This is a genomic window from uncultured Chryseobacterium sp., assembly GCF_913776365.1.
Taxonomy (GTDB): Bacteria; Bacteroidota; Bacteroidia; order Flavobacteriales; family Weeksellaceae; genus Chryseobacterium.
Genome location: NZ_CAJYMO010000036.1, coordinates 1 through 19,251 on the forward strand (window position 1 = coordinate 1; position 19,251 = coordinate 19,251).

The 19,251-nt window shown below is 41.5% G+C and carries 12 protein-coding genes and 1 pseudogene; 9 read left to right on the forward strand and 4 right to left on the reverse strand.

Annotated features, from left to right (window positions below):
- The first annotated feature begins 201 nt into the window (after window positions 1-201).
- Genes QZ735_RS02075 through QZ735_RS02085 form a run of 3 tightly spaced genes read left to right on the forward strand, consistent with a single transcriptional unit; the run spans window position 202 to window position 4,041 of the window.
- Window positions 202-1,767 (forward strand): Eco57I restriction-modification methylase domain-containing protein, encoded by a 1,566-nt coding sequence (locus QZ735_RS02075; RefSeq protein ID WP_294243710.1) that lies wholly within the window; start codon window positions 202-204, stop codon window positions 1,765-1,767.
- Window positions 1,768-1,769: 2 nt separating this feature from the next.
- Entirely contained in the window at window positions 1,770-3,383 is a 1,614-nt protein-coding gene (locus tag QZ735_RS02080) for an AAA family ATPase (RefSeq protein WP_294243712.1), read from the forward strand.
- Between the two features lies 1 nt (window position 3,384).
- Window positions 3,385-4,041: a hypothetical protein gene (locus tag QZ735_RS02085; RefSeq protein WP_294243714.1), complete on the forward strand. Its 657-nt coding sequence runs from the start codon at window positions 3,385-3,387 to the stop codon at window positions 4,039-4,041.
- A gap of 300 nt (window positions 4,042-4,341) precedes the next feature.
- Here the strand turns inward: QZ735_RS02085 and QZ735_RS02090 are convergent.
- From QZ735_RS02090 to QZ735_RS02100, 3 genes and pseudogenes are all read right to left on the reverse strand, one after another.
- Window positions 4,342-4,419: pseudogene (locus QZ735_RS02090) on the reverse strand (XRE family transcriptional regulator); the annotation flags it as partial.
- A 95-nt stretch (window positions 4,420-4,514) separates the two neighbouring features.
- Window positions 4,515-5,285 carry a GLPGLI family protein gene (locus QZ735_RS02095; protein WP_294243716.1) on the reverse strand — a complete coding sequence of 257 codons (771 nt, stop codon included), beginning with the start codon at window positions 5,283-5,285 and terminating at the stop codon, window positions 4,515-4,517.
- 187 nt (window positions 5,286-5,472) lie between these two features.
- Window positions 5,473-5,883, reverse strand: coding sequence for a helix-turn-helix transcriptional regulator (locus QZ735_RS02100; protein WP_294243718.1), 411 nt, complete (start codon window positions 5,881-5,883; stop codon window positions 5,473-5,475).
- A gap of 268 nt (window positions 5,884-6,151) precedes the next feature.
- Between QZ735_RS02100 and QZ735_RS02105 the strand changes: the two genes are divergently transcribed.
- From QZ735_RS02105 to QZ735_RS02120, 4 genes are all read left to right on the forward strand, one after another.
- Window positions 6,152-7,603 carry a T9SS type A sorting domain-containing protein gene (locus tag QZ735_RS02105; RefSeq protein ID WP_294243720.1) on the forward strand — a complete coding sequence of 484 codons (1,452 nt, stop codon included), beginning with the start codon at window positions 6,152-6,154 and terminating at the stop codon, window positions 7,601-7,603.
- Window positions 7,604-7,757: 154 nt separating this feature from the next.
- A complete protein-coding gene (locus QZ735_RS02110; RefSeq protein WP_294243722.1) occupies window positions 7,758-9,191 on the forward strand; it encodes a hypothetical protein in 1,434 nt (477 codons plus the stop codon).
- The gene (locus QZ735_RS02115) at window positions 9,184-11,733 is read left to right on the forward strand and encodes an RHS repeat-associated core domain-containing protein (RefSeq protein WP_294243724.1); all 2,550 of its coding nucleotides are present in this window, start codon (window positions 9,184-9,186) and stop codon (window positions 11,731-11,733) included. Before QZ735_RS02110 ends, QZ735_RS02115 begins: the two co-directional genes overlap by 8 nt.
- Window positions 11,733-12,056 (forward strand): hypothetical protein, encoded by a 324-nt coding sequence (locus tag QZ735_RS02120; RefSeq protein ID WP_294243726.1) that lies wholly within the window; start codon window positions 11,733-11,735, stop codon window positions 12,054-12,056. Before QZ735_RS02115 ends, QZ735_RS02120 begins: the two co-directional genes overlap by 1 nt.
- A gap of 244 nt (window positions 12,057-12,300) precedes the next feature.
- Here QZ735_RS02120 and QZ735_RS02125 read toward each other — a convergent pair whose 3' ends face one another.
- Window positions 12,301-12,732 (reverse strand): hypothetical protein, encoded by a 432-nt coding sequence (locus tag QZ735_RS02125; RefSeq protein ID WP_294243728.1) that lies wholly within the window; start codon window positions 12,730-12,732, stop codon window positions 12,301-12,303.
- A gap of 664 nt (window positions 12,733-13,396) precedes the next feature.
- Here QZ735_RS02125 and QZ735_RS02130 point away from each other — a divergent pair.
- Together QZ735_RS02130 and QZ735_RS02135 are read left to right on the forward strand one after the other, a co-directional pair.
- Window positions 13,397-15,604 (forward strand): hypothetical protein, encoded by a 2,208-nt coding sequence (locus QZ735_RS02130; RefSeq protein WP_294243730.1) that lies wholly within the window; start codon window positions 13,397-13,399, stop codon window positions 15,602-15,604.
- Window positions 15,605-15,911: 307 nt separating this feature from the next.
- The coding region (locus QZ735_RS02135; RefSeq protein WP_294243732.1) for a hypothetical protein at window positions 15,912-19,251 on the forward strand (3,340 nt) is incomplete at its 3' end.

Consider the following 19,251-nt stretch of genomic DNA (forward strand, 5'->3'; position numbering starts at 1 on the left):
TCAGTTGGTTAGAGTCCCTGACTCATAATCAGGTTGTCCTTGGTTCGAGCCCAAGTGGGACCACGTTTGAAGATAGACTTTTTCTTCTAAATTTTAAAACCCCTAAATAGGGGTTTTTGTATTTTAAAATTATTATTAGATAACAATTATTGTCATTCTAATTATTAAAGCGTTCTTTTATCTTTTGAAAATTTAATCAAAATGTCATTACAATTTCCCTTACCAACTAATGATGAAGATCCAGGTGTATATGCTGATAGATTAGGAAACTATTATTCTAATTTAGTGACAACAACTCATAAAAAAAGAAATGGACAATATTTTACCCCATTAAATTTAGCAAATTTTATTGCAGATTTTAATCAGGTAAAAAAGAAAAAGGTTAAACTTTTAGATCCAGGTTGTGGAATTGGTATTTTATCTACAATTCTAATTCAAAAGTTAGTGCTTGAGCAGAATGTTAATGATATAGATCTAATAGCGTTTGAAAATGATCCTGATATATTTACATTGACAGAAGCTAATTATGAATATTTGACAAAGTGGCTTTCTAAAAAAAATATTTCTTTTTCTTATCAGTTATTAAAAAATGATTTTATACTTTATAATTCTTCGGTATTAGAAGGTCAAAAAATCTCGTCACCCGAATTTGATATTATTATTTCCAATCCTCCATACTTTAAATTATCAAAAGATGATATAAGAAAGGAAGTTGCAAAATCAGTAATTTATGGGCAATCAAATATTTATATTATTTTCATGGCCATCTCTGCAAGATTATTAAAATCTAATGGCCAATTAATATTTATTATACCTCGTAGTTTCTGTTCAGGAAGTTATTTTAGACTATTTAGAGAAGAATTTCTCAAATACGTAAACCTTAATGCTATACATATATTTGATTCTAGAGATAAAGCATTCAAAAAAGATAATGTATTACAAGAAAACATTATTTTATCAGCATCTAGAAATGAAAAATTAAGTGATTATCATGTTCTATTATCATCCTCAATAGATTTATCAGATATTTCCAAAGCTTTCTCAAAAAGTTATTTAATTTCAACTTTAATAGATTTTAATTCAGAACAAAAAATTATACATATTCCATTAACAAATAATGATAACGAAATTATTAAATTATTTAAAAGTTGGAATGGTTCTTTAAAAAAATATGGTTTTGAAGTATCTACAGGTCCAATAGTTGATTTTAGAAGTACGGATTTGATTAAATTTGTAGAAGATAATAGTACAATTCCTTTAATCTGGTTGCATAACGTCTATCAAATGCAGATTCTTTGGCCAAATTATAAAATTAAAGGAAAACCCAAAGGGCAGTATTTGATTGATAATGAGCTAACTCAAAAACGTCTTTTTAATAAAGGAAATTTAATTTTAATCCGTAGATTTAGCTCAAAAGATGATTTAAAAAGAATTGTTGCAGCGCCAATTACTAAAGATTTTTTTAATAATTTTGGAAAAATTGGAATAGAAAATCATTTAAACTATGTTTATAGTAAAACAAATACATTATCTATCTTTCAAACTTATGGCATAGCAGCAATATTAAATAGTAAAATTTTAGATTTATATTTTAGAACATTTAATGGAAATATTAATGTAAGTGCTACTGAGCTAAAAAATTTGCCACTACCTGCTCTTAAAATAATTGAGGAAATAGGTAGAGAAATAATTACAAGTATTGAAAATAGTAAACAGTATGACATTGATATAATTGTTAATAAACATTTGAATATTCCAACATTTTAATAATGGAAAATAAAAAGATTACAGAAGCACAAATTATATTAGAAGATTTAGGACTTCCAGTAGCTCAACAAAATAAGTTGTCAGCATTAACTTTGCTCGCCTTAGCAGGAATCAAACCCGAGGATAAATGGGAAAATGTTACATCGAAAAGATTAAGATTGACTAAGGATATAATGACTTTTGTAAATAATTATTATAATGCAGATTATAAGCCTAATACTAGGGAATCATTTCGTAAACAAGCCCTAAATCCTTTTATTAATTTTAATTTAGTTGTTTTAAATCCAGATGGTGAATTAAGTCCAACAAGTTCTTTAACTAACTACGCTTTATCAGATCTTGCTGCGGAAACTATAAAAGAATTTGGCTCTAAAAACTGGGATTTGGCTATAGAGAATTTTAAATTAAATCAATTTCCTCAAAATCTTGCTACTGATTTTAAATTAACAAAATTTAGTATTAAAAATTTTAAATCTATTGATGAAAATAATATTGATTTAGGTCGATTTAATGTATTTATCGGTACAAATGGTAGTGGTAAAAGCAATATTTTAGAGGCTTTTGCAATGGTAAGCGCATCAAGTAATAATGAAGGTGATTTTGAGGGATTATATGGTAGGGGAGTTAGAATTGCACGTCCAAATCTTACAATTAGCTCGTTTAATTCTGAAAATCAGAAGGAATCAATAGATTTCAAATTTGAATATATAAAAGATTCAGAATTTCATTCAAATGAAGTCAATTTAGTCCCAGAAAATCCTAATGATATTTTCACTAAATGGACTGACAAGAATGAAATTACGCGGGTAATTAAGTTATTTGAAGATTTATTTGAAAAATATAAAGATAAGGAAGAAGTTGATAAAAGTCGTAAGCTCGTCTCGGAAAATATTGAGAATTTAACATATCTTGTAAAAGGTGAAACATTGCCTGAACTGTCAGATTACGCAATATATGATTTAAATACAAAATCTTTGAGAGGTGTAATTCCGGCTGATAGTAGAAGAACCCCTTTAGGTATTAATGGAGAAGGTTTAGATTTGTTGATAGCAAATTTTAATTCATATGAGAGAACTTTGCTGACAAATTACTGTGTTGAATTATTTGATTGGTTAGTTAGTATTTCTAACGATAAAGATGAAAAGGCAAAAATGGATGGATTGAAACTTGGAAGAAGTGCTTCAACATTATTATTTGTAGATAAGTTTATGCAAAAACAAAATAATACTTTTTCTGCTGAAAATTCTAATGAAGGTATATTACATGTACTATTCTATTTAGCTTTATTTATTAGTAATAAAACTCCAAAAATATTTGCAATTGATAATATTGAAACGGCATTAAACCCTAAATTATGTAGGGTACTTATAAAATTACTTGCTAAGTTAGCTGAAGAGCGAGGAAAACAGGTTTTAATTACAACTCATAATCCTGCAATTCTTGATGGTTTAAATTTATTAGATGATGAGCAGCGATTATTTGAAGTTTATCGAGATGATAATGGAAAAACTAAAACACGTAGAATAAAATTTAAAAAGGATCTAAGTGATAAACCTTTCAGACTATCAGATATGTGGATCAAAGGGCTTTTAGGAGCTGTCCCTAAAAATTTTTAATATGAGAATTGGTATTATTTGTGAAGGGCATAGCGATCGTGCAGTGTTAGAAAATATATTAAAAGGAATCGTTGATATTGATTCAAATGATTTAATTGCTCTAAGACCTCAGTATTTATTTGATGAAACTGATTTACATATAAAAAAAGATATAGAGTTTAGTAACTGGTCACTTGTTATGATGGAGTGTAAAAGAAAAGAACTCATTGAAGATTTTCTTGAAACAGACGGTGATTTTATTGTAATTCATTTAGATACTGCTGAAGCTGATCAATATTCTGTGACTAGACCTATAAAGCAGAAGACAAATCATAATTACTGTCACCAATTAAGAAAAGAAGTAGTTTCTAAAATAGATGAATGGCTTGAAAAATCAGAAATTATAGAAAGAACTTTTCATGCTGTTACAATCGAAGAAATGGATGCATGGATATTAACTATTTACTATGATAAAAATACATGCTCTTCTGTTAGCCCGAAAGAAAAGTTGCAATACGAATTAAATAGAAAGAATATATCAAGTATAGTAGATTATGATAATTATAAGAGTCTTAGTAAGGACTTTAGCAAAAAGAAAAAGGTCCAAAAAGGTAATTTTCTAGACAAAAATTGTAGCTTAGAGCTATTCGTTGAGGAAGTAACTTCTAAAATTATTTAAAGAATATAATGGATATTTTACAAAATAATTATAAAAATATTTTTTCCTATGATATCATATTTGTAAATAAAATTGCTTAAAATATTAATAAAAGAGAAAAAAATAATTGTCCTAAAAGATATCATTTATAGTAATAATATTCTAAAAATGGTTTGTTCTTAACTCACCTAGCAAATCATAATTCACATTTTAAAGTAATACAGATTATTACTTGCATCACATGTTCGGAAAAGCAATTATCTCAAATTACTAAACTAACTCACTAACAAGCCGCTCCAACCGTTCCATCATCTCCCCCTTCTACTTTAGCATCTTTTCATACAAAGCAATCTTTTCCTTGTGAAGCTTAATTAATTTATCAATCGGATTGACATTATTTTGTTTCGGCATAAATTAAATTTATATAAAAATAACTGATGTATCGGAAATATTTGTAAGTATCCAGGACGTAATGATAAAGATATTTTATACGCTCAATCCAAAAACACATTCACCCTCTTCAGACGTTCCGCCATCATTTTCGTCCTTTCATTACCGTTGGAATCAAATATTTTCAGATTTCCATTATACATCGACGGGTTTTCGAGGTAGTTCTTTCTTGCTTCCAGAAACTGCTGTTTGGATCTGGTTTTGACGGCATCACCATATTTCAGGGGTTCTATCGCTTCATCGGATTTTTTAATATCGGTGGCGTAGATTTCGATCGTCCGGTTTTTGTTGTAGACTTCGAGAATTAGTCCGGAAAGGCCTTTGAAGCGGAAAGGTCCGTCAGGGATCATGATGTCATGGGTAAACCAGGCAAAATAGGTATCACCGGTATCGGTGGTGGTTTTTGCTAACCGGGTTTTAAATCCTTTGATGTCTTTGGTTTCGTTCAGGATTTCCCATTTCAATTGGGGTTCCTCGTAAGTAAAGATGTATTTGCCAACAGGAAGCGAAACCGACAGATTTTCTTTTGTTTTGTAAACGTTGCCTACCGATTTCGGATATTTGGGAATGACTCCCGCGCTGGTGCTGATTGTCATTTTTGAAAGACCTTTATAAAAAGCCTGTGCTTCCCGGCTGAAATAAACAGATTCTATATTGCTGCACAGAAGGGTAGACGCATACATACTGACCTTATCGCGGTTCAGGCTGTCGGAAATTATTTTGGTTTCATAATTCACTTCCATGACTGCTTTGTTCTGTGCCGGAACAATCAGCACAACACACGTAAATAATCCTGCCAGTACAATTTTCTTCATGGTTAAAGCGATAATGATCCCAATAATACGAAAATAAATGAATTCCTCATGATGGAACCCGTAATTTATAAACGCAGCGAACCAATCAGCCATTTTCTGTTTTTCTAACTACTGTAATCATTCCATCACAAAACAAATCCGGCTCAACCATCAGTTGAGCCGGATCCATATAGTTATCCTTAATTAATTAAACTTTATTAATAAGCCTATCCAATCTTTCCATCATCTCCTCCTTCTCCTTCAGCATCCTCTCATACAAAGCAATCTTTTCCTCGTGAAGTTTTAAAATTTCTATTATAGGATGAAAATTAATGGTTCCGTAGTTGAAAGAATTTGTAAAAGCGTGTTCTCCAAATGTATTGGAAATAATATTCACCGCCTGCTCCTCGTCAAAATTCTGAAAGGCTTCTACGGGGATTTTCAGGACGTTGGAAATGGCCTGCAGGAGTGGGGCTTCGATGGTGGCCTTCTGTTCGAGGAGGGAGATTTTCTTCTGGTTCCAGTCTTCGCCGAGGTCGAAGGCCAGGGCTTCCTGCTTGATGCCCAGCATTTCCCTGAAGCGTTTTACGTTTCTTCCCTGGTGTATTTTCTGTTCCATAGCGGTTATCTGATTTTATTTAAGGCTTAAAGATAAAGCGATTTCTGTTCATTCGCCTGAGGTAAAGGTAAAAATTATCCGGTAAAATACCTGAAGGCGCGGATATTTTATTCTGTAAAGGATCAGGTATTTTGCAAATGCCGGAGGTGCGTTATTGCCTGCATGCTAAAACCTCCAAAAACCGGTACCTAACTTCCCGGACTTTCCCTATCTTTGCGCCGCAGGAAACCTGAACCTTCCTGCGCCATCATAAAATCAAGCTAAGACCATGAAAAAATTTCTGCTTTTGCCTATCATTTTATTCTTCATTCTGTTTACCGGAAATGCTTCTGCCCAGAACTATGCGGAGATCGATCCTTCGTTTGCCATCGGGACCGGATTCGATAATACGGTGATGGCTGCGGTCCTGCAGCCGGATGGGAAAATCGTGGCCGGCGGCTTTTTTACCACCTACAAAGACCTGACCCGGAACCGGATTGCCCGCCTGAATGCCGACGGCAGCTATGATGCTTCCTTCAGCACCGGAACCGGATTCGATAATGTGGTCTATGCCGTCGCCCTGCAGGCGGACGGAAAAATCGTAGTGGGCGGGGACTTTACGACCTATAATGATGTACCGTGTGAAGGGATCGTCCGCCTGAATACGGACGGCAGTATCGACCCTTCTTTCGTGATCGGAACAGGATTCAGACCTCTGTCATCTACCGGGATGAGCTTTATCAACACCCTGGCCATACAGCCCGACGGGAAAATTGTGGCGGCCGGCCGTTTCAGTGTCTATAACGGAACGAGCCAGAAAGGGATCGCCCGGCTGAACCCGGACGGAAGCCCGGATGCCTCATTCAACAGCGGAGCGGGATTCAATTTCGATGTTAAGTCCATCGCCCTGCAGGCGGATGGTAAAATTGTGGCCGGCGGGACATTTTCCTCCTACGGGCCGGGAAGCCGTAAATACATTACCCGGATCAATGCCAACGGAACCCTTGACACCACTTTTAACGTTGGAACCGGATTCGGCGGCAGCCTGACCAATAACTATGTGAATGCCGTAGCCGTACAGCCGGACGGCAAGATCCTGGTCGGCGGATATTTCACCACCTATAACGGAACCACCCAGAACCGGATTGCCCGGCTGAATACCGACGGAAGTGTAGACGCTTCCTTTGCCTCAGCCTCGGGATTCGATAATTATTTTGTGAATACTTTCACCCTTCAGCCGGACGGTAAAATCCTGGTTGGCGGCGGCTTCCTGTATTACAACGGGATCAGCCGCAGATGCATGGCCCGCCTGAATGCCAACGGCATCCTGGATACCAGCTTTGATATCGGCACCGGATTCGTGGGCACCATCAGCAATGTGGAAACCATCCTGCTGCAGCCGGATGGGAAAATGGTAGTCGGAGGTTGGTTTACTTCTTATAAAACCGTTGACCAGAACCATATTACCCGCCTGAATACGGCAGGCACGCTTTCCGTTACGGACACCGATGTAAGAAAACAGGAAGGCATTGCCCTGTATCCCAATCCGGTAAAGCAGACGCTGTATTTCTCAGAGGAAGTTTCCGGTGTCAGGATCACTGATCTTTCCGGTAAAACGGTGGCCCGGCCTTCGGGTACGGTGACTTCGGTGAACGCGGCCTCTCTTGAAAAAGGCGTTTACGTGGTTACGGCCATCACCAGAACAGGAAAGGCGGTCAGCCGTAAGATCATAAAAGAATAAGAGCGGCAGCAGAAGAAAAACTTTTTTATATAAAAGTACTGCAGAACTTCCCGGATTTGGAAGCAAAAACAATCCCGGCCCGGAAGGTTATGAGAACATTCCATCAGCTGATTCCAATGTTAAAAACGATAAAGATAAAATCATAAAAAAAAGATTGTTATTTTTATTTCTTATTTTTTCACTCCACGCTTTTGCCCAGTCTGTTACCTGGATCCCTGCGCCTGCAGATTCCGGGCTGGACGGGACCGACCGGTCTATGGTTCCCATTCTCAGGAAGGACAATCTGTTTTACTGTTATACCACAAAGGTCATCAACGGTACCCAAAGGTACCAGTTAGCAAGGGTGAATCTTGACAATAATGAAGCCATGGTATTCTCTTCTCCGGTTATGGTTTCTTCCGCCTATTTTTTTGCAAGACCGCGTAACCTCATGTTTTACCAGAATCTTGTCTACTTCAATTGCGGCACTACGCTTGAAGCTTCTTACTGTGAGACCTTTTATATATTCAAAAATTACCTGTTTTACAATTACAATTCGTCGAAAACGTATGTGAAAAATTTAACGACGGGAGCCGTCAGCGAGTTTAAAATCGGAGTAGGCAATACCATCACTGTTGTTGATATGGGCGGATGGTATGAATACAACAACCAGCTTTATTTTTTAGCGAATCATAACAGGATCGAAAGGCTTACCGATCCTGCTGCAGTCACCAACTTGTATGTTGCTCCTTATACCACGATCGGAAATATCAAAACCGTAAAATATCCGCCGAACGAGTTCAATGAGCGGCCGGAGCTGGAATATTTTTATGATCCGATGGGTAAATATGTAATCCAGGTAAAAGATCCTGTCTTCAACCTGTCGTCATATGCAACCTATAATCCGTTGCTGGATACCGTTACGGAATCCACCGATGTCTCCGGGAATAAGATGCGGTATCAACATGATGCCTATGGCCGGCCGCTATGGGTAATGGGGCCCAATGACCTGCAGGCACAGGCATTCACGATCCTTTACCAATATTATGATACGCCTGTTACCCTGAGCAACGGCAATAAGATCTACCTGTTCACGGCGAAAACCACACATCTTGATCCTGATCACCCGGGTAACGATATCGAAACGGTTTCCTTTGCCGATGTAAAAGGGGAGGTGATCCAGGTGAAGAAAGATATTGAGATCGACGGACTGGAAAAAATGTCCGTTTCAGGAAGGGGGGTCGATGACAACCTGGGAAGGAGCGTTCTTCAGTACCATCCGGTATTTGAAAATAAGGATGCGGCAGTCAATAACAAACTGAGCCTTGCGCTTTCATCCTATCATACCTCCGCAGCATACGATTATAAAGACCGTAAAGTCTCTTCCATTGATGAAGCCGGATATCCCGTCGACAATAAATTTTTTATAGACAACGGCAGGTTCAGGACGGAAACGATCCAGATGCAGAACGCTTCCGATGAGATCCGGACAGAAGTCCTGGCCGACGCCGAAGGAAAAACGGTGGAAACCAGGAATTACCTTCCGGGCCAGGTGCTGACTTCCCTGTTTACCTACAATCAGGTAGGGGGAACTCCTGAGTGTGGTTGACCCCGAAGGCCTGGAAACAAGCTTCAGCTACGATATGGGCGGCAGGCGGAGAGGGCAGCTGCATCCGGACCGCGGACAGACCAAGTACAGCTACAGCAAAGCAGGACAGCTTACGTATATGATGAACAATAACCTCAGCAACAACAGCGGCGGCATTGCGATCCATTACATTTACCACTATAACCGGCTGAAGGAGATTAAATTACCGGATCTCCCTTCCGGCAGCAACCCGGCCAACGTATCCTATACGTACGGGTCATCAGGAAATGCGGCAGGACGGATTATCCAGAAGCAGGACGGTACGGGCACCTCCTATTACCAGTATGGCAAGATGGGAGAACTTACCAATGAGTACCGCTCCGTATACGGCTTCTATATGCCTACCCTAGGCTTCAGCACCTCTTACCGGTATGACAGCTGGAACAGGATCCGGGAGATCATGTATCCTGACCAGGAAGTTGTCCATTATGAATATGACCTGGGCGGAAACCTGAAGCATGTTTACAATGACAGTGATTATGAATATGTGATAAACATTGAGTATGATGAATATGAGCAGCGTAAGAAAATCGTTTTCGGAAACGATACGTCGTCTTCTTTCACATATGAGCCGGAAAAGAGAAGACTGAAAAACCATCTGCTGGAACGTCCGAACCATCCGCCGCTGCTGGACGGCATCTACAGCTACGACTATGCCAGCAATATCACGGGCATTAAAAACCTCAGCGCGACAACCGATACCGGCTTCGGGGGCGATTATGCCTTCCAGTACCAGTATGACCTGCTCAACAGGCTGGTGAGGTCTTTCGGGAATTCCGAGCCGGGCATCAAAGAAGGAACGCCGCCGACAACCATTGCCGGGAACATCAATGCCAGCTACAACACGGAACTGTCTTACAACAAAACCAGCGGTATAGAAACCAAAGCACAGCACCATGAGCAGAACGGGACAGGCAATATGGCCAATACCTATACCCACCACTATGATTACATCCACGGTACCCATAAGGTGGAAAGGATTACCGACAGCAACAGCGGCAATGCGGAATATTTCGAATACGACGGCAACGGCAACGTTACGGATTATACGACCGCTGACGGCACTACCATAGACCATTTCTTCTGGGACGAACAGGACCGGCTGAAGGCCGTGCACCGGAAACCGCAGGACCTCTTCCAGTACTATGTCTATGATGACAAAGGGGAACGTACCATCAAGGCCAACCTTACCGGCGATGCCCAGCTTTACCAGAATGGTGAGCTGATCAATAACGGATTCATCTTCGACAGCTATAAAGTCTATCCCAACCCGTATGCCGTTTACACCTCGGACGGGATGCTGACCAAGCATTACTTCACCGGCGACCAGCGTATCGCCAGCAGGCTGACGGATGTAGGCACCCTGTTCTATACCCGTCCCGGCAATTCCGGGGAGAAGGAAAATGAAAAAGCACCGGATACGGAAGCGGACTTCAGGCGTTATTTTGAAAAGGCCGGCTACAGGATGCGCGATGTGGAAAAAGAATTTGCCAAAGGCCCGGCCCCGGGACAGGGAGTCTATTACCTGCACGGCGATCACCTGGGCACGGCCACTTATGTAACGAATGAATATGCGGAACCTACCCAGTTTTTCTTAAATTTACCGTTCGGGGAAACCATGGTGGAGCAGCAGGAACCGGCTGTTTATGTGAACCCGTACAGGTTCAATGCCAAGGAGCTGGACAGCGAAACCGGTCTTTATTATTACGGCGCCAGGTATTACAACCCGAGACTGAGTATCTGGTATGGGGTAGATCCGCTGGCAGTGTACAATCCTGTGATGGAAACGCAGTTTTATGGTGATGGACAGCATAACGGCGGGGTATACAATTGGGGCAATCTGAATCCTTATATTTATTGTTATCAGAATCCTGTTAACTACATCGATCCCAATGGAAAACAAGTTGGTGCATGGGAAATACCGCTTGGCTATTATGTCGTTGGAGGTATTATAAGTGCGGTAGCAGCTTATAAAATATCACAAGCGGCTAAGCAAGTTAATTTTTCAAGGCCTGTAGAACAGCCTGTGTATAATGAGACAATTCCTTCTAAGAGTCCTAAAATAACAAGAGAACAGATTTTTAGGGACAGAGAAGCGTCTTTAAGGTCAGAAACTTATCCTGCAGCAGAAAAGGATAATTTGATTGTTAGAGATTTGCCTGCAGCTGTACAACAAAAGATTATAATTTTAAATTCTAATAAAGCAAAATTTGGAAATGCTAAACAGAGAAATATTAATAAAAAATTGGCAGAAATTGATGCCGGTAAAGCAGACGGTCATCCATATTTAAATGATGGTAGAGATGGTTCACAAGTGTTACCAAAAAAAGGAAAAAATGGGGATGTCGATTATACTACATATGACCTTTATAAACCACCAACTCAGGAGCAAAGAAAGAATGGAGCAACCAGAGATAAAACGAGAATTGTTACAGGAAGTGATGGTAGTGCGTATATTACAAATCAACATTATAATAAAGGATCATTTAAAAAAATTAGATAATGAATAAAGAAGAATTATATAACTTAAAATATGTTTTAGCAGAGTATATTTATCCTAGGCTAAAAGCTTTTAAAGAGAAAGTTGACAGAAAAGAAACTCCTAGCTTGCCAAATTTTAAAAATGAAAGTTATTTTGAAGAAAAAAAAATGAGTGTGGATTCAATGTTTAAGTTCTGGAGCCAAAGATTAGAAGAAATGCTATTTCCTTTTGAATACTATAATTTTCCTGAAAAATTTGAGGATATGGAAAGTGATTATATTAAAGAAAAGATTAAAAAAGGATTAGAGACTTTTGCAAAATATTACAATGATCTATGGATATAAATTGACTGGGTAGTTTAATAAAGATCAGCCTCAAAATATAAAATACAGCATTTTTGTAACATCTGTTGGCGACAATAACATAAGATGGAATTACTGAAAAAAAGTGATATGATTCTAAATATAAAAGAGAATATATATTCGAAATTAATACTTCTGAATCCTACAATAGAGAACTCCATAGATTCACCAATCATATTATCATTCCCTATATCAATATGGAGATCTTTGAATGAATTTGCTGCCTTCATTTCTTTCCTTCTTTTCCGATTTCCCGGAATTTGCGCCGGTTCCACTGCCTCCTGAAAGCTTTTCCGTTTTCAAACCTGTAAAAGAAGGGTTCTTTTTCCTTTGCATTGGGCCGGATCAGGGTAAAGCATTCGCCTTCGGGAAGTTCGACGATTTCATGAACCGTGTTGGCCGGTACAAAGTGGCTGGTACCTTCTTTCCGGTGCTCGGTTACGGAATGGTAGGTGCCGTCCTCCTGTATGGTGTATATCCTTTCAATATAACTCCCTTTCAGGATATGGGAGGTAAAGCTGAACGGATGGTCATGGATGTGCTCATGCTGGTCTTTTGCACTGAAATGATGGATTACGGCATCAAAAGGCAGCCCCTTGATGTGGTATTTCGTAAACACGGCATTCATCTTTTCACGCCTGGTTTTTATGGTCATCATATATTGGAAAATAATTCAATTAATTAATAAAGTAAAATGAGTTAAAAATGGGCTTCTATCTTAAAGCCTTATGATTCAAGCAGCATCCCGGATACACCCGTAAAAGCCAGGGATGCGTTTATTCTTAAGTTTTAACGGTATTCCGTAGTTTCAGCAGATTCTGTTCCCTGAATTTAAAAAGGCCGTTTCACGATCTGTGGAACAGCCTTCAATTAAAATAAGTTGCAAAAAGTGAATGAATACTTTTCAAAGTTAGCAGGTATCGGGATGTTTTTTTATGATAGGAAGCATAATGACGGAAACGAAAAAAATGTATTTTATGGTCAGCCGGAAATGAGAACAGCTGTTTTCTGTGTAGCTGATGCGCATATGTATTGTTCTCTACGATTCCTTTCAGACTTACCTTTTCTGCCTGTATATACTGGGTTCTTTCCGGACTGCATAATTTTTTAAAGTTTCTTTAAATTTTTTTTAATGCGTCGCGTTTTGTCGCCGGTCGTATGGATCTTTGCCACAGAGACCTATCAGATGAGAACAGATACCAAAAGATAAGGTGGATATCCGTTGCCGGACACCACCTTAAAAAATAAGGCTAAACCGGAAGGATTCTATTAAAAAGAACTTCCCACTTTAATCTTAAAAACCAAAACAAAAATAACAAAAAATGTCGACAAATGAAAATACACCGCTCTCCCAGCAGTTCTGGGACCGGATGCAGGAGTACTGGCACACCAACAGAAACTTCCCGCCTGCTCATCCGGACTGGAATAAAAAAGCAGATCTCGTAGACGGGAAGGTTCCTGCCGCCCAGCTGCCCAGCTACGTAGACGACGTGCTGGAGTTCAACACCGCTACAGAACTCCCGCAGCCGGGGGAAAAAGGAAAAATCTATATCACCACTGCCGATAACAAACAATTCCGGTGGGGCGGTTCGGAATATATCGGGATCAATCCGGATGAAAATGCAATGATGCTCAATACCGAGCAGGCCGTCACCGGCAGGAAATATTTCATTACGTCAAACGGCAGTGATGTATCCAGCCAGAAGCTATGGCTCAGATCGTTTGACGGATCGGACCCGGCAGCCGTCTATCAAAAAGACGGATACGGCTCAGGGACTCTGAGTTTTGACGGCAGGGAATTCCGCTTAACAAATACCGGAACTACCGCCTATGCCTATCTTACCGCGAAAGGCATAAGGAAAGAGCGCTCAACCGATGATTACCTCCTGACCGGTGGCGGCGGGCATATCCTGAAGAAAGACCTGGGGCTGTCGCACACCCATCAGCACCTGCTTTCCGAGAACACGGGAACAGTTGATGCCAATACACTGTTGAAGGATTATTATTTTACCTACCATCAGAAAATAGAGACAAATTCAGGGAATATGTTTCCCATGGTGAATAATGCCAATTCGGTCATCAGCATCGCTTCGCAACCCGGCGGATATGGAGCACAGATCGGATTCAATGACGACCAGGGAATCTTTATAAGATCTGCAACGGCAGGTGATTTCAGTCCGTGGAAACAGTTGGCCTACAGGGATTGGGTCAATGAGTATTACCTGCCTCTCACGGGCGGCAGTTTATCCGGGGATCTGGCTCTGCAGGTATTAAAATCAAATCTTCTGACCGGCCGCCGGATTATGGAGGCTGGCAGCAGCAACCGGCTGTATTTCGGAAATCCCGTAGTGGAAGAAGTGTATCACGAAACGGGTAAAAAACATGTTTTCTCCAACAAAGGCAATGTGAGCTTTACCATAGATGGCAATGGCAACGCCAATGCGGAAAATGCCATTACTGCCGGGAATGACTCTGAAATACGGGGCAGGCTATTCGGGAAAAGAACGCTGATTGACGCTTCAGGACTGGATGAATCCAGGTATTATCCTGTTACGGTAGAATGCAACAGCAGCTATCCTTCCACCATCAAAGTATACAGGACGCTGGATGCATCGATGGGCATACCGTCCTATGCAACGAATGACCGTGGATTCTGGTGTTATTATGAATTTGAGGTGTATGGTAACGGCTGGGGCGTTACCCCTCTTAAAGCGATTTGCAGGTACCAGGATGAGACCTGGGTGAAAAACGGGATTAAAGTCATCGGCTATGATCAGATGGCATTCTCTTCAAATGCCGTGATTTATGTCAGGGGAGGATCCAGATACAACTTTGATATCAATACAGCCTCGGTTCCGGTACTCCGTTCTTCTTCATATGCTGTATACGGTCAGAGCGTAGCACCTGTGACATCAAGGATCTGGAGCGGCGGGATTGTGATGAATGCAAGTACAGAGGACATTCAGGACGCGGTTTCAGAATTGAATTTCAATCCTGAACTGAAAGCAGACCGTGAGAACAACGCCGTGGGCATCGGGTTTGAGTCGGGCCTGATCGGCAGTCCCTATATGAAGCACAATTGGGGCGTGGCACATCTGGCCACCAAAGACTGGACAGATGCCGGCTTTGTTTCCCAGACGCATCCGGCTGCAGGCATCAGTCAGGCCCGGATCGACGGTTGGGACAGCGCTGTGAGCCGGTTTTCTGCCTCTGAAGAAGTCATCCTTGAGGACGATACCCTGAAGATCCGGCCCGATGAATTTTCGCTGGTAGGAAGCAATACCTACCAGATTGCCAGCAAAAGGTCAAGGGTGCATGTTTTATTCAGGGAAGGTTCGGACCTCAATATTCTGAAGCTGGTCAAAAGGCAGACGATTGTCATTTTCAACTTTGAGAAAGGGCCCGTTACCATCATTCCTGCGGGCCTGAAGCCTTATTCTCTGCCATCAAAGACAAAGGTCACGCTGTATGTCAGTGATACGGATGAGGCCCTGTTCTACAATGAGAGCAGCTTTAGCATCGCAGATTAAATTTTTTAAAAAAAATATTTTATTGCGACAAGTTCTGTCGCCGGTGCGAAATATCTTTGAACCGGCGATAAGAAAAGCACAAACAAACATTCCATTTTTTAAACTTTCCCGGTTTTCACCATTCAAAAGATGCTGAACAGCCTGAGGTATGCTTAAAAATAAATCCTTAAACAGAAAACAATGAAAAGAAAAATTAAAGCGGAAGGTGGACAGCAGGTTCGGAACCACCTTAAAAAATAGGCTCCGCAACATCCGGGATGAGCTGATGAAAAGCAATATTCCCACTTCATCTTAAAAACCAAAAAAAATGTCAACAAACGATTTAAATACCAACAATGCTTCGCAGACCCTGTTCAGGTTTGCCACCATGAGGAACCCCGAACTGTCGGATCCCCGGAATATCGAAAAAAGATTCATCTTCAGGGATGAGGATTCACGGGAAAACAGTGCCATCGATAAAGGAGTCACTGCCACCACTTCTTTGCAGAAACTCTTCCAGGATCCCGGGAAAATACCAGGTTTTACCATACTGACAGAAGAGGACCTTAAAACCGGCGATGATTATGCCCCTTTTTACACATATGCCGTATGGGTAGCCCGGAACAAAGCGACTGCCGGCAGGAAGGAATTCGACCTGAAGATCAAAGCCTGTAAGGCAGACCACGGGATTCCGGTAGTCGATCAGAAAATCTGGGACAACCTGGTCTATCAGGTAATAACCCGGAAAGAGTTCTATGCCAAAGAGCTGCTGATGCAGATCCTCCACCTGCATCATATCCTCTCGGTGTATGATTTTACGGAAGAATCCTATCAGGAGGTAATAAAGGCTAAAGTGGTGTTGCCTAAGGAACTTTTCCGGGCACCCGGTTCTACCGGAGCGTCTTCCGGTTCCCAGCAGGCATCGAAAAGTATGCCCTACGATGCCAGGAGCATGAAAATGGCGGAAGCGGGAATCGAGCTCCGCCAGAGCCGCGACCTTTCGGCCTCCCTGAAAAAAATGCAGGAAGCTTATAAGAAACAGTATGATACCGCTTACCAAAAGCAGTATGCAGATTATCAGGAAATGGTAAAACCTCTGCAGAAACAGCTGCAGAAAGAAACGGCCGTTGCGGATAATAAGAAGCAGATCCTTGAAAACCGGATCAATTACCTGACCCAGCTGAGCGTTGCCGATCCGGAGAAGTTCTATGCCAACAGCGAGCTGGATATGGAAATGCACCGGATCAAGGATGAAATCCTGAACATCCCCTCCAGTGAAGTGGAAATTCCGGAATTTATCTTCACCTTCGGACCCGAGATCGATGCCACAGCCATTGAAAGGGCATTGGGGACGGAAGACAAAAGTACACTGTGCAGGGTATTCGGGGTTTCCAGTGTTCCGGCAGCATTGTCCGGGGTTTCCACTTTTGAGGAAATCAACCGCGCGGTGGAGCAGAACAGCCAGTCGCTGCAGCAGAAAGTCCTCGACAATACCGTACTGAACGAAGAAACCTATGCCAATATAGGCGGTGTGATTGTCCCGGTTTCCAATACTTCGAAAGCCGGCAGTAGTTCGGTCATTCCTTTCGGCATCAAGACCTGGCTCCAGCCTGCAGCAGCCGGACACACGATGCTGCTGAAAACCGACGGCAGCGGTTCAAAACATATCGTGCACGGGAGCTACCGGCTGAAGTCTTCCAGTCAGAACGTGCTGGCAACGGGGACTACAGCAGAGGTTGATGTCCTTCCTTATGTCACCAATCTGTTTACCGGAACGGAAAAGATCCCGGTTAACAGCATCGAAAGATATGAAATCCTTTGGATTGAAGGCGAAGTAACGCTGAATGACGGAATCGTGTATACAATGTCTGGGAAACTTGACTATACCCACGATACGATGTTTAAATTCGAAGGTGAAGGTACCCTGACGCCGAGAGACAGGGCCACCGATTCAGGCCAGGGATCGGGAACCGCCAGCCCGGAAACCCCGGCCTATCCAGGCGATATGTTCATTCCTTCCGGTTTCGGGATGAAGAATATCGGGGTGGCTGATTATAAAAAAGTAGAGCAGAGCACCTATTGCTACGCAGAAGGCGAAGTGGCCCATATCGAAAACATCATGGCCCGCGAATATAAGGAAAGGTCGACCCGCAGATTCAAGCGCAGCGAATCCCAGACGACCAAATCCTCCGAATCCGAAAAGGAAAAGCTGACCGATACGACTTCCACCGAGAGATTTGAAATGCAGAACGAAGTGGCGAAAGTCCTGCAGGAATCCAAAGATTTTGCAGCCCAGGCAGGAGCTTCTGCCAATTGGGGCGGAGGAAGCCTGGGAACACCTTCATTCGGGATAACTGCTAATGCAAGCTATGCTACCCACAATTCCAAAGAGGAAAGCAACCGCCAGGCTGTAACGGAGGCCAAGGATGTCACCGCCAGGGCATTGGACCGGATAGTGACCAAAGTGAAGGAAGAACGGATCGACAAGATCCTGGAGGAATTCGAGGAAAACAACAAGCATGGCTTCGATAACACCAAAGGAAACAGCCATGTCGTAGGCGTATTCCGATGGGTGGATAAGGTAGTGAAAAACCAGATCTACAATTACGGAAAACGGATGATGTTCGAATTCATGATCCCGGAACCGGCCAAACTCCACAGGCTGGGAATGACCGTGACCAGTAAAACGGAACCGAATCTTGTAAAGCCGGTGGACCCAAGAGAATCTGCACTGCATAAACTGGATAACTTTTCTTCTCTGGAGGACGATACCAAACTAAAGTTCTGGCTAAGTAAGTATAATGTAGAAGTAGATTCAAAACCAATTGCTAATTTCAGTATTGGAAAGTCTTTGAGTGGCGAACATAGCCAGAGTGTAAGAAGTATAGAATTCATATCGGTAAAAGATGAAATTCAGATTCCTGAAGGATATATGGTAGAATCAGGAAGTGTAAATTGTTCAGGTGCTTCTGATGATCAGGGAGCAAGTGTTAATGCATTATTGGGAAACAATGAATTCCACCATGAGGGATATTGGGGACATACAGGAGGCAAAAAGATAACAAGTTTTGATACTAATTATGCTCAAGTCATTCCTGTTTCTGCAACTTTCTATAATGAATTCTCAGGAACGGTGAATTTTACAGTTGATTTAAAAATTACCAAGGAAGCCAAAAACGCATGGCTGCAGAAGACTTTTAATAAAATTATTGAGGCTTATCAGGCAGAGCAGGCCCGGTATGAGCAGGCAGTAGCTGATATCAAAAAAATAGGTTCCAACCCGGGCTTCTACAGGCAGATTGAGAATACCATCCTGAGAAGGAACTGTATTTCCTATATGATTAACCAGGATCCGGATACGGAACTGACTTTCGGAAAGAAAAGGTATTACACCCATGACCGGTCTGCGGTGGAAACCTTTACCAATACCGATATCCTGGTGAAGAAAGAGCTTGACCAATACGCTGCTTTCGTGAAATTTATGGAGCAGGCTTTCGAATGGGAAATCATGAGCTACCACCTTTACCCATACTATTGGGGCGAGAGAAAATCCTGGTCGGAACTGTACCAGTCCGATGACAATGACCCGATCTTCAGGGCATTCATGCAGTCCGGAATGGCCAGGGTGATTGTAACGGTGCGTCCGGGCTTCGAGGAAGCCGTGAGTC

Coding starts and splice junctions, on each gene's coding strand:
- QZ735_RS02075 (WP_294243710.1), top strand. CDS start 202: ATGTCATTACAATTTCCCTTACCAACTAATGATGAAGATCCAGGTGTA.
- QZ735_RS02080 (WP_294243712.1), top strand. CDS start 1,770: ATGGAAAATAAAAAGATTACAGAAGCACAAATTATATTAGAAGATTTA.
- QZ735_RS02085 (WP_294243714.1), top strand. CDS start 3,385: ATGAGAATTGGTATTATTTGTGAAGGGCATAGCGATCGTGCAGTGTTA.
- QZ735_RS02095 (WP_294243716.1), bottom strand. CDS start 5,285: ATGAAGAAAATTGTACTGGCAGGATTATTTACGTGTGTTGTGCTGATT.
- QZ735_RS02100 (WP_294243718.1), bottom strand. CDS start 5,883: ATGGAACAGAAAATACACCAGGGAAGAAACGTAAAACGCTTCAGGGAA.
- QZ735_RS02105 (WP_294243720.1), top strand. CDS start 6,152: ATGAAAAAATTTCTGCTTTTGCCTATCATTTTATTCTTCATTCTGTTT.
- QZ735_RS02120 (WP_294243726.1), top strand. CDS start 11,733: ATGAATAAAGAAGAATTATATAACTTAAAATATGTTTTAGCAGAGTAT.
- QZ735_RS02125 (WP_294243728.1), bottom strand. CDS start 12,732: ATGATGACCATAAAAACCAGGCGTGAAAAGATGAATGCCGTGTTTACG.
- QZ735_RS02130 (WP_294243730.1), top strand. CDS start 13,397: ATGTCGACAAATGAAAATACACCGCTCTCCCAGCAGTTCTGGGACCGG.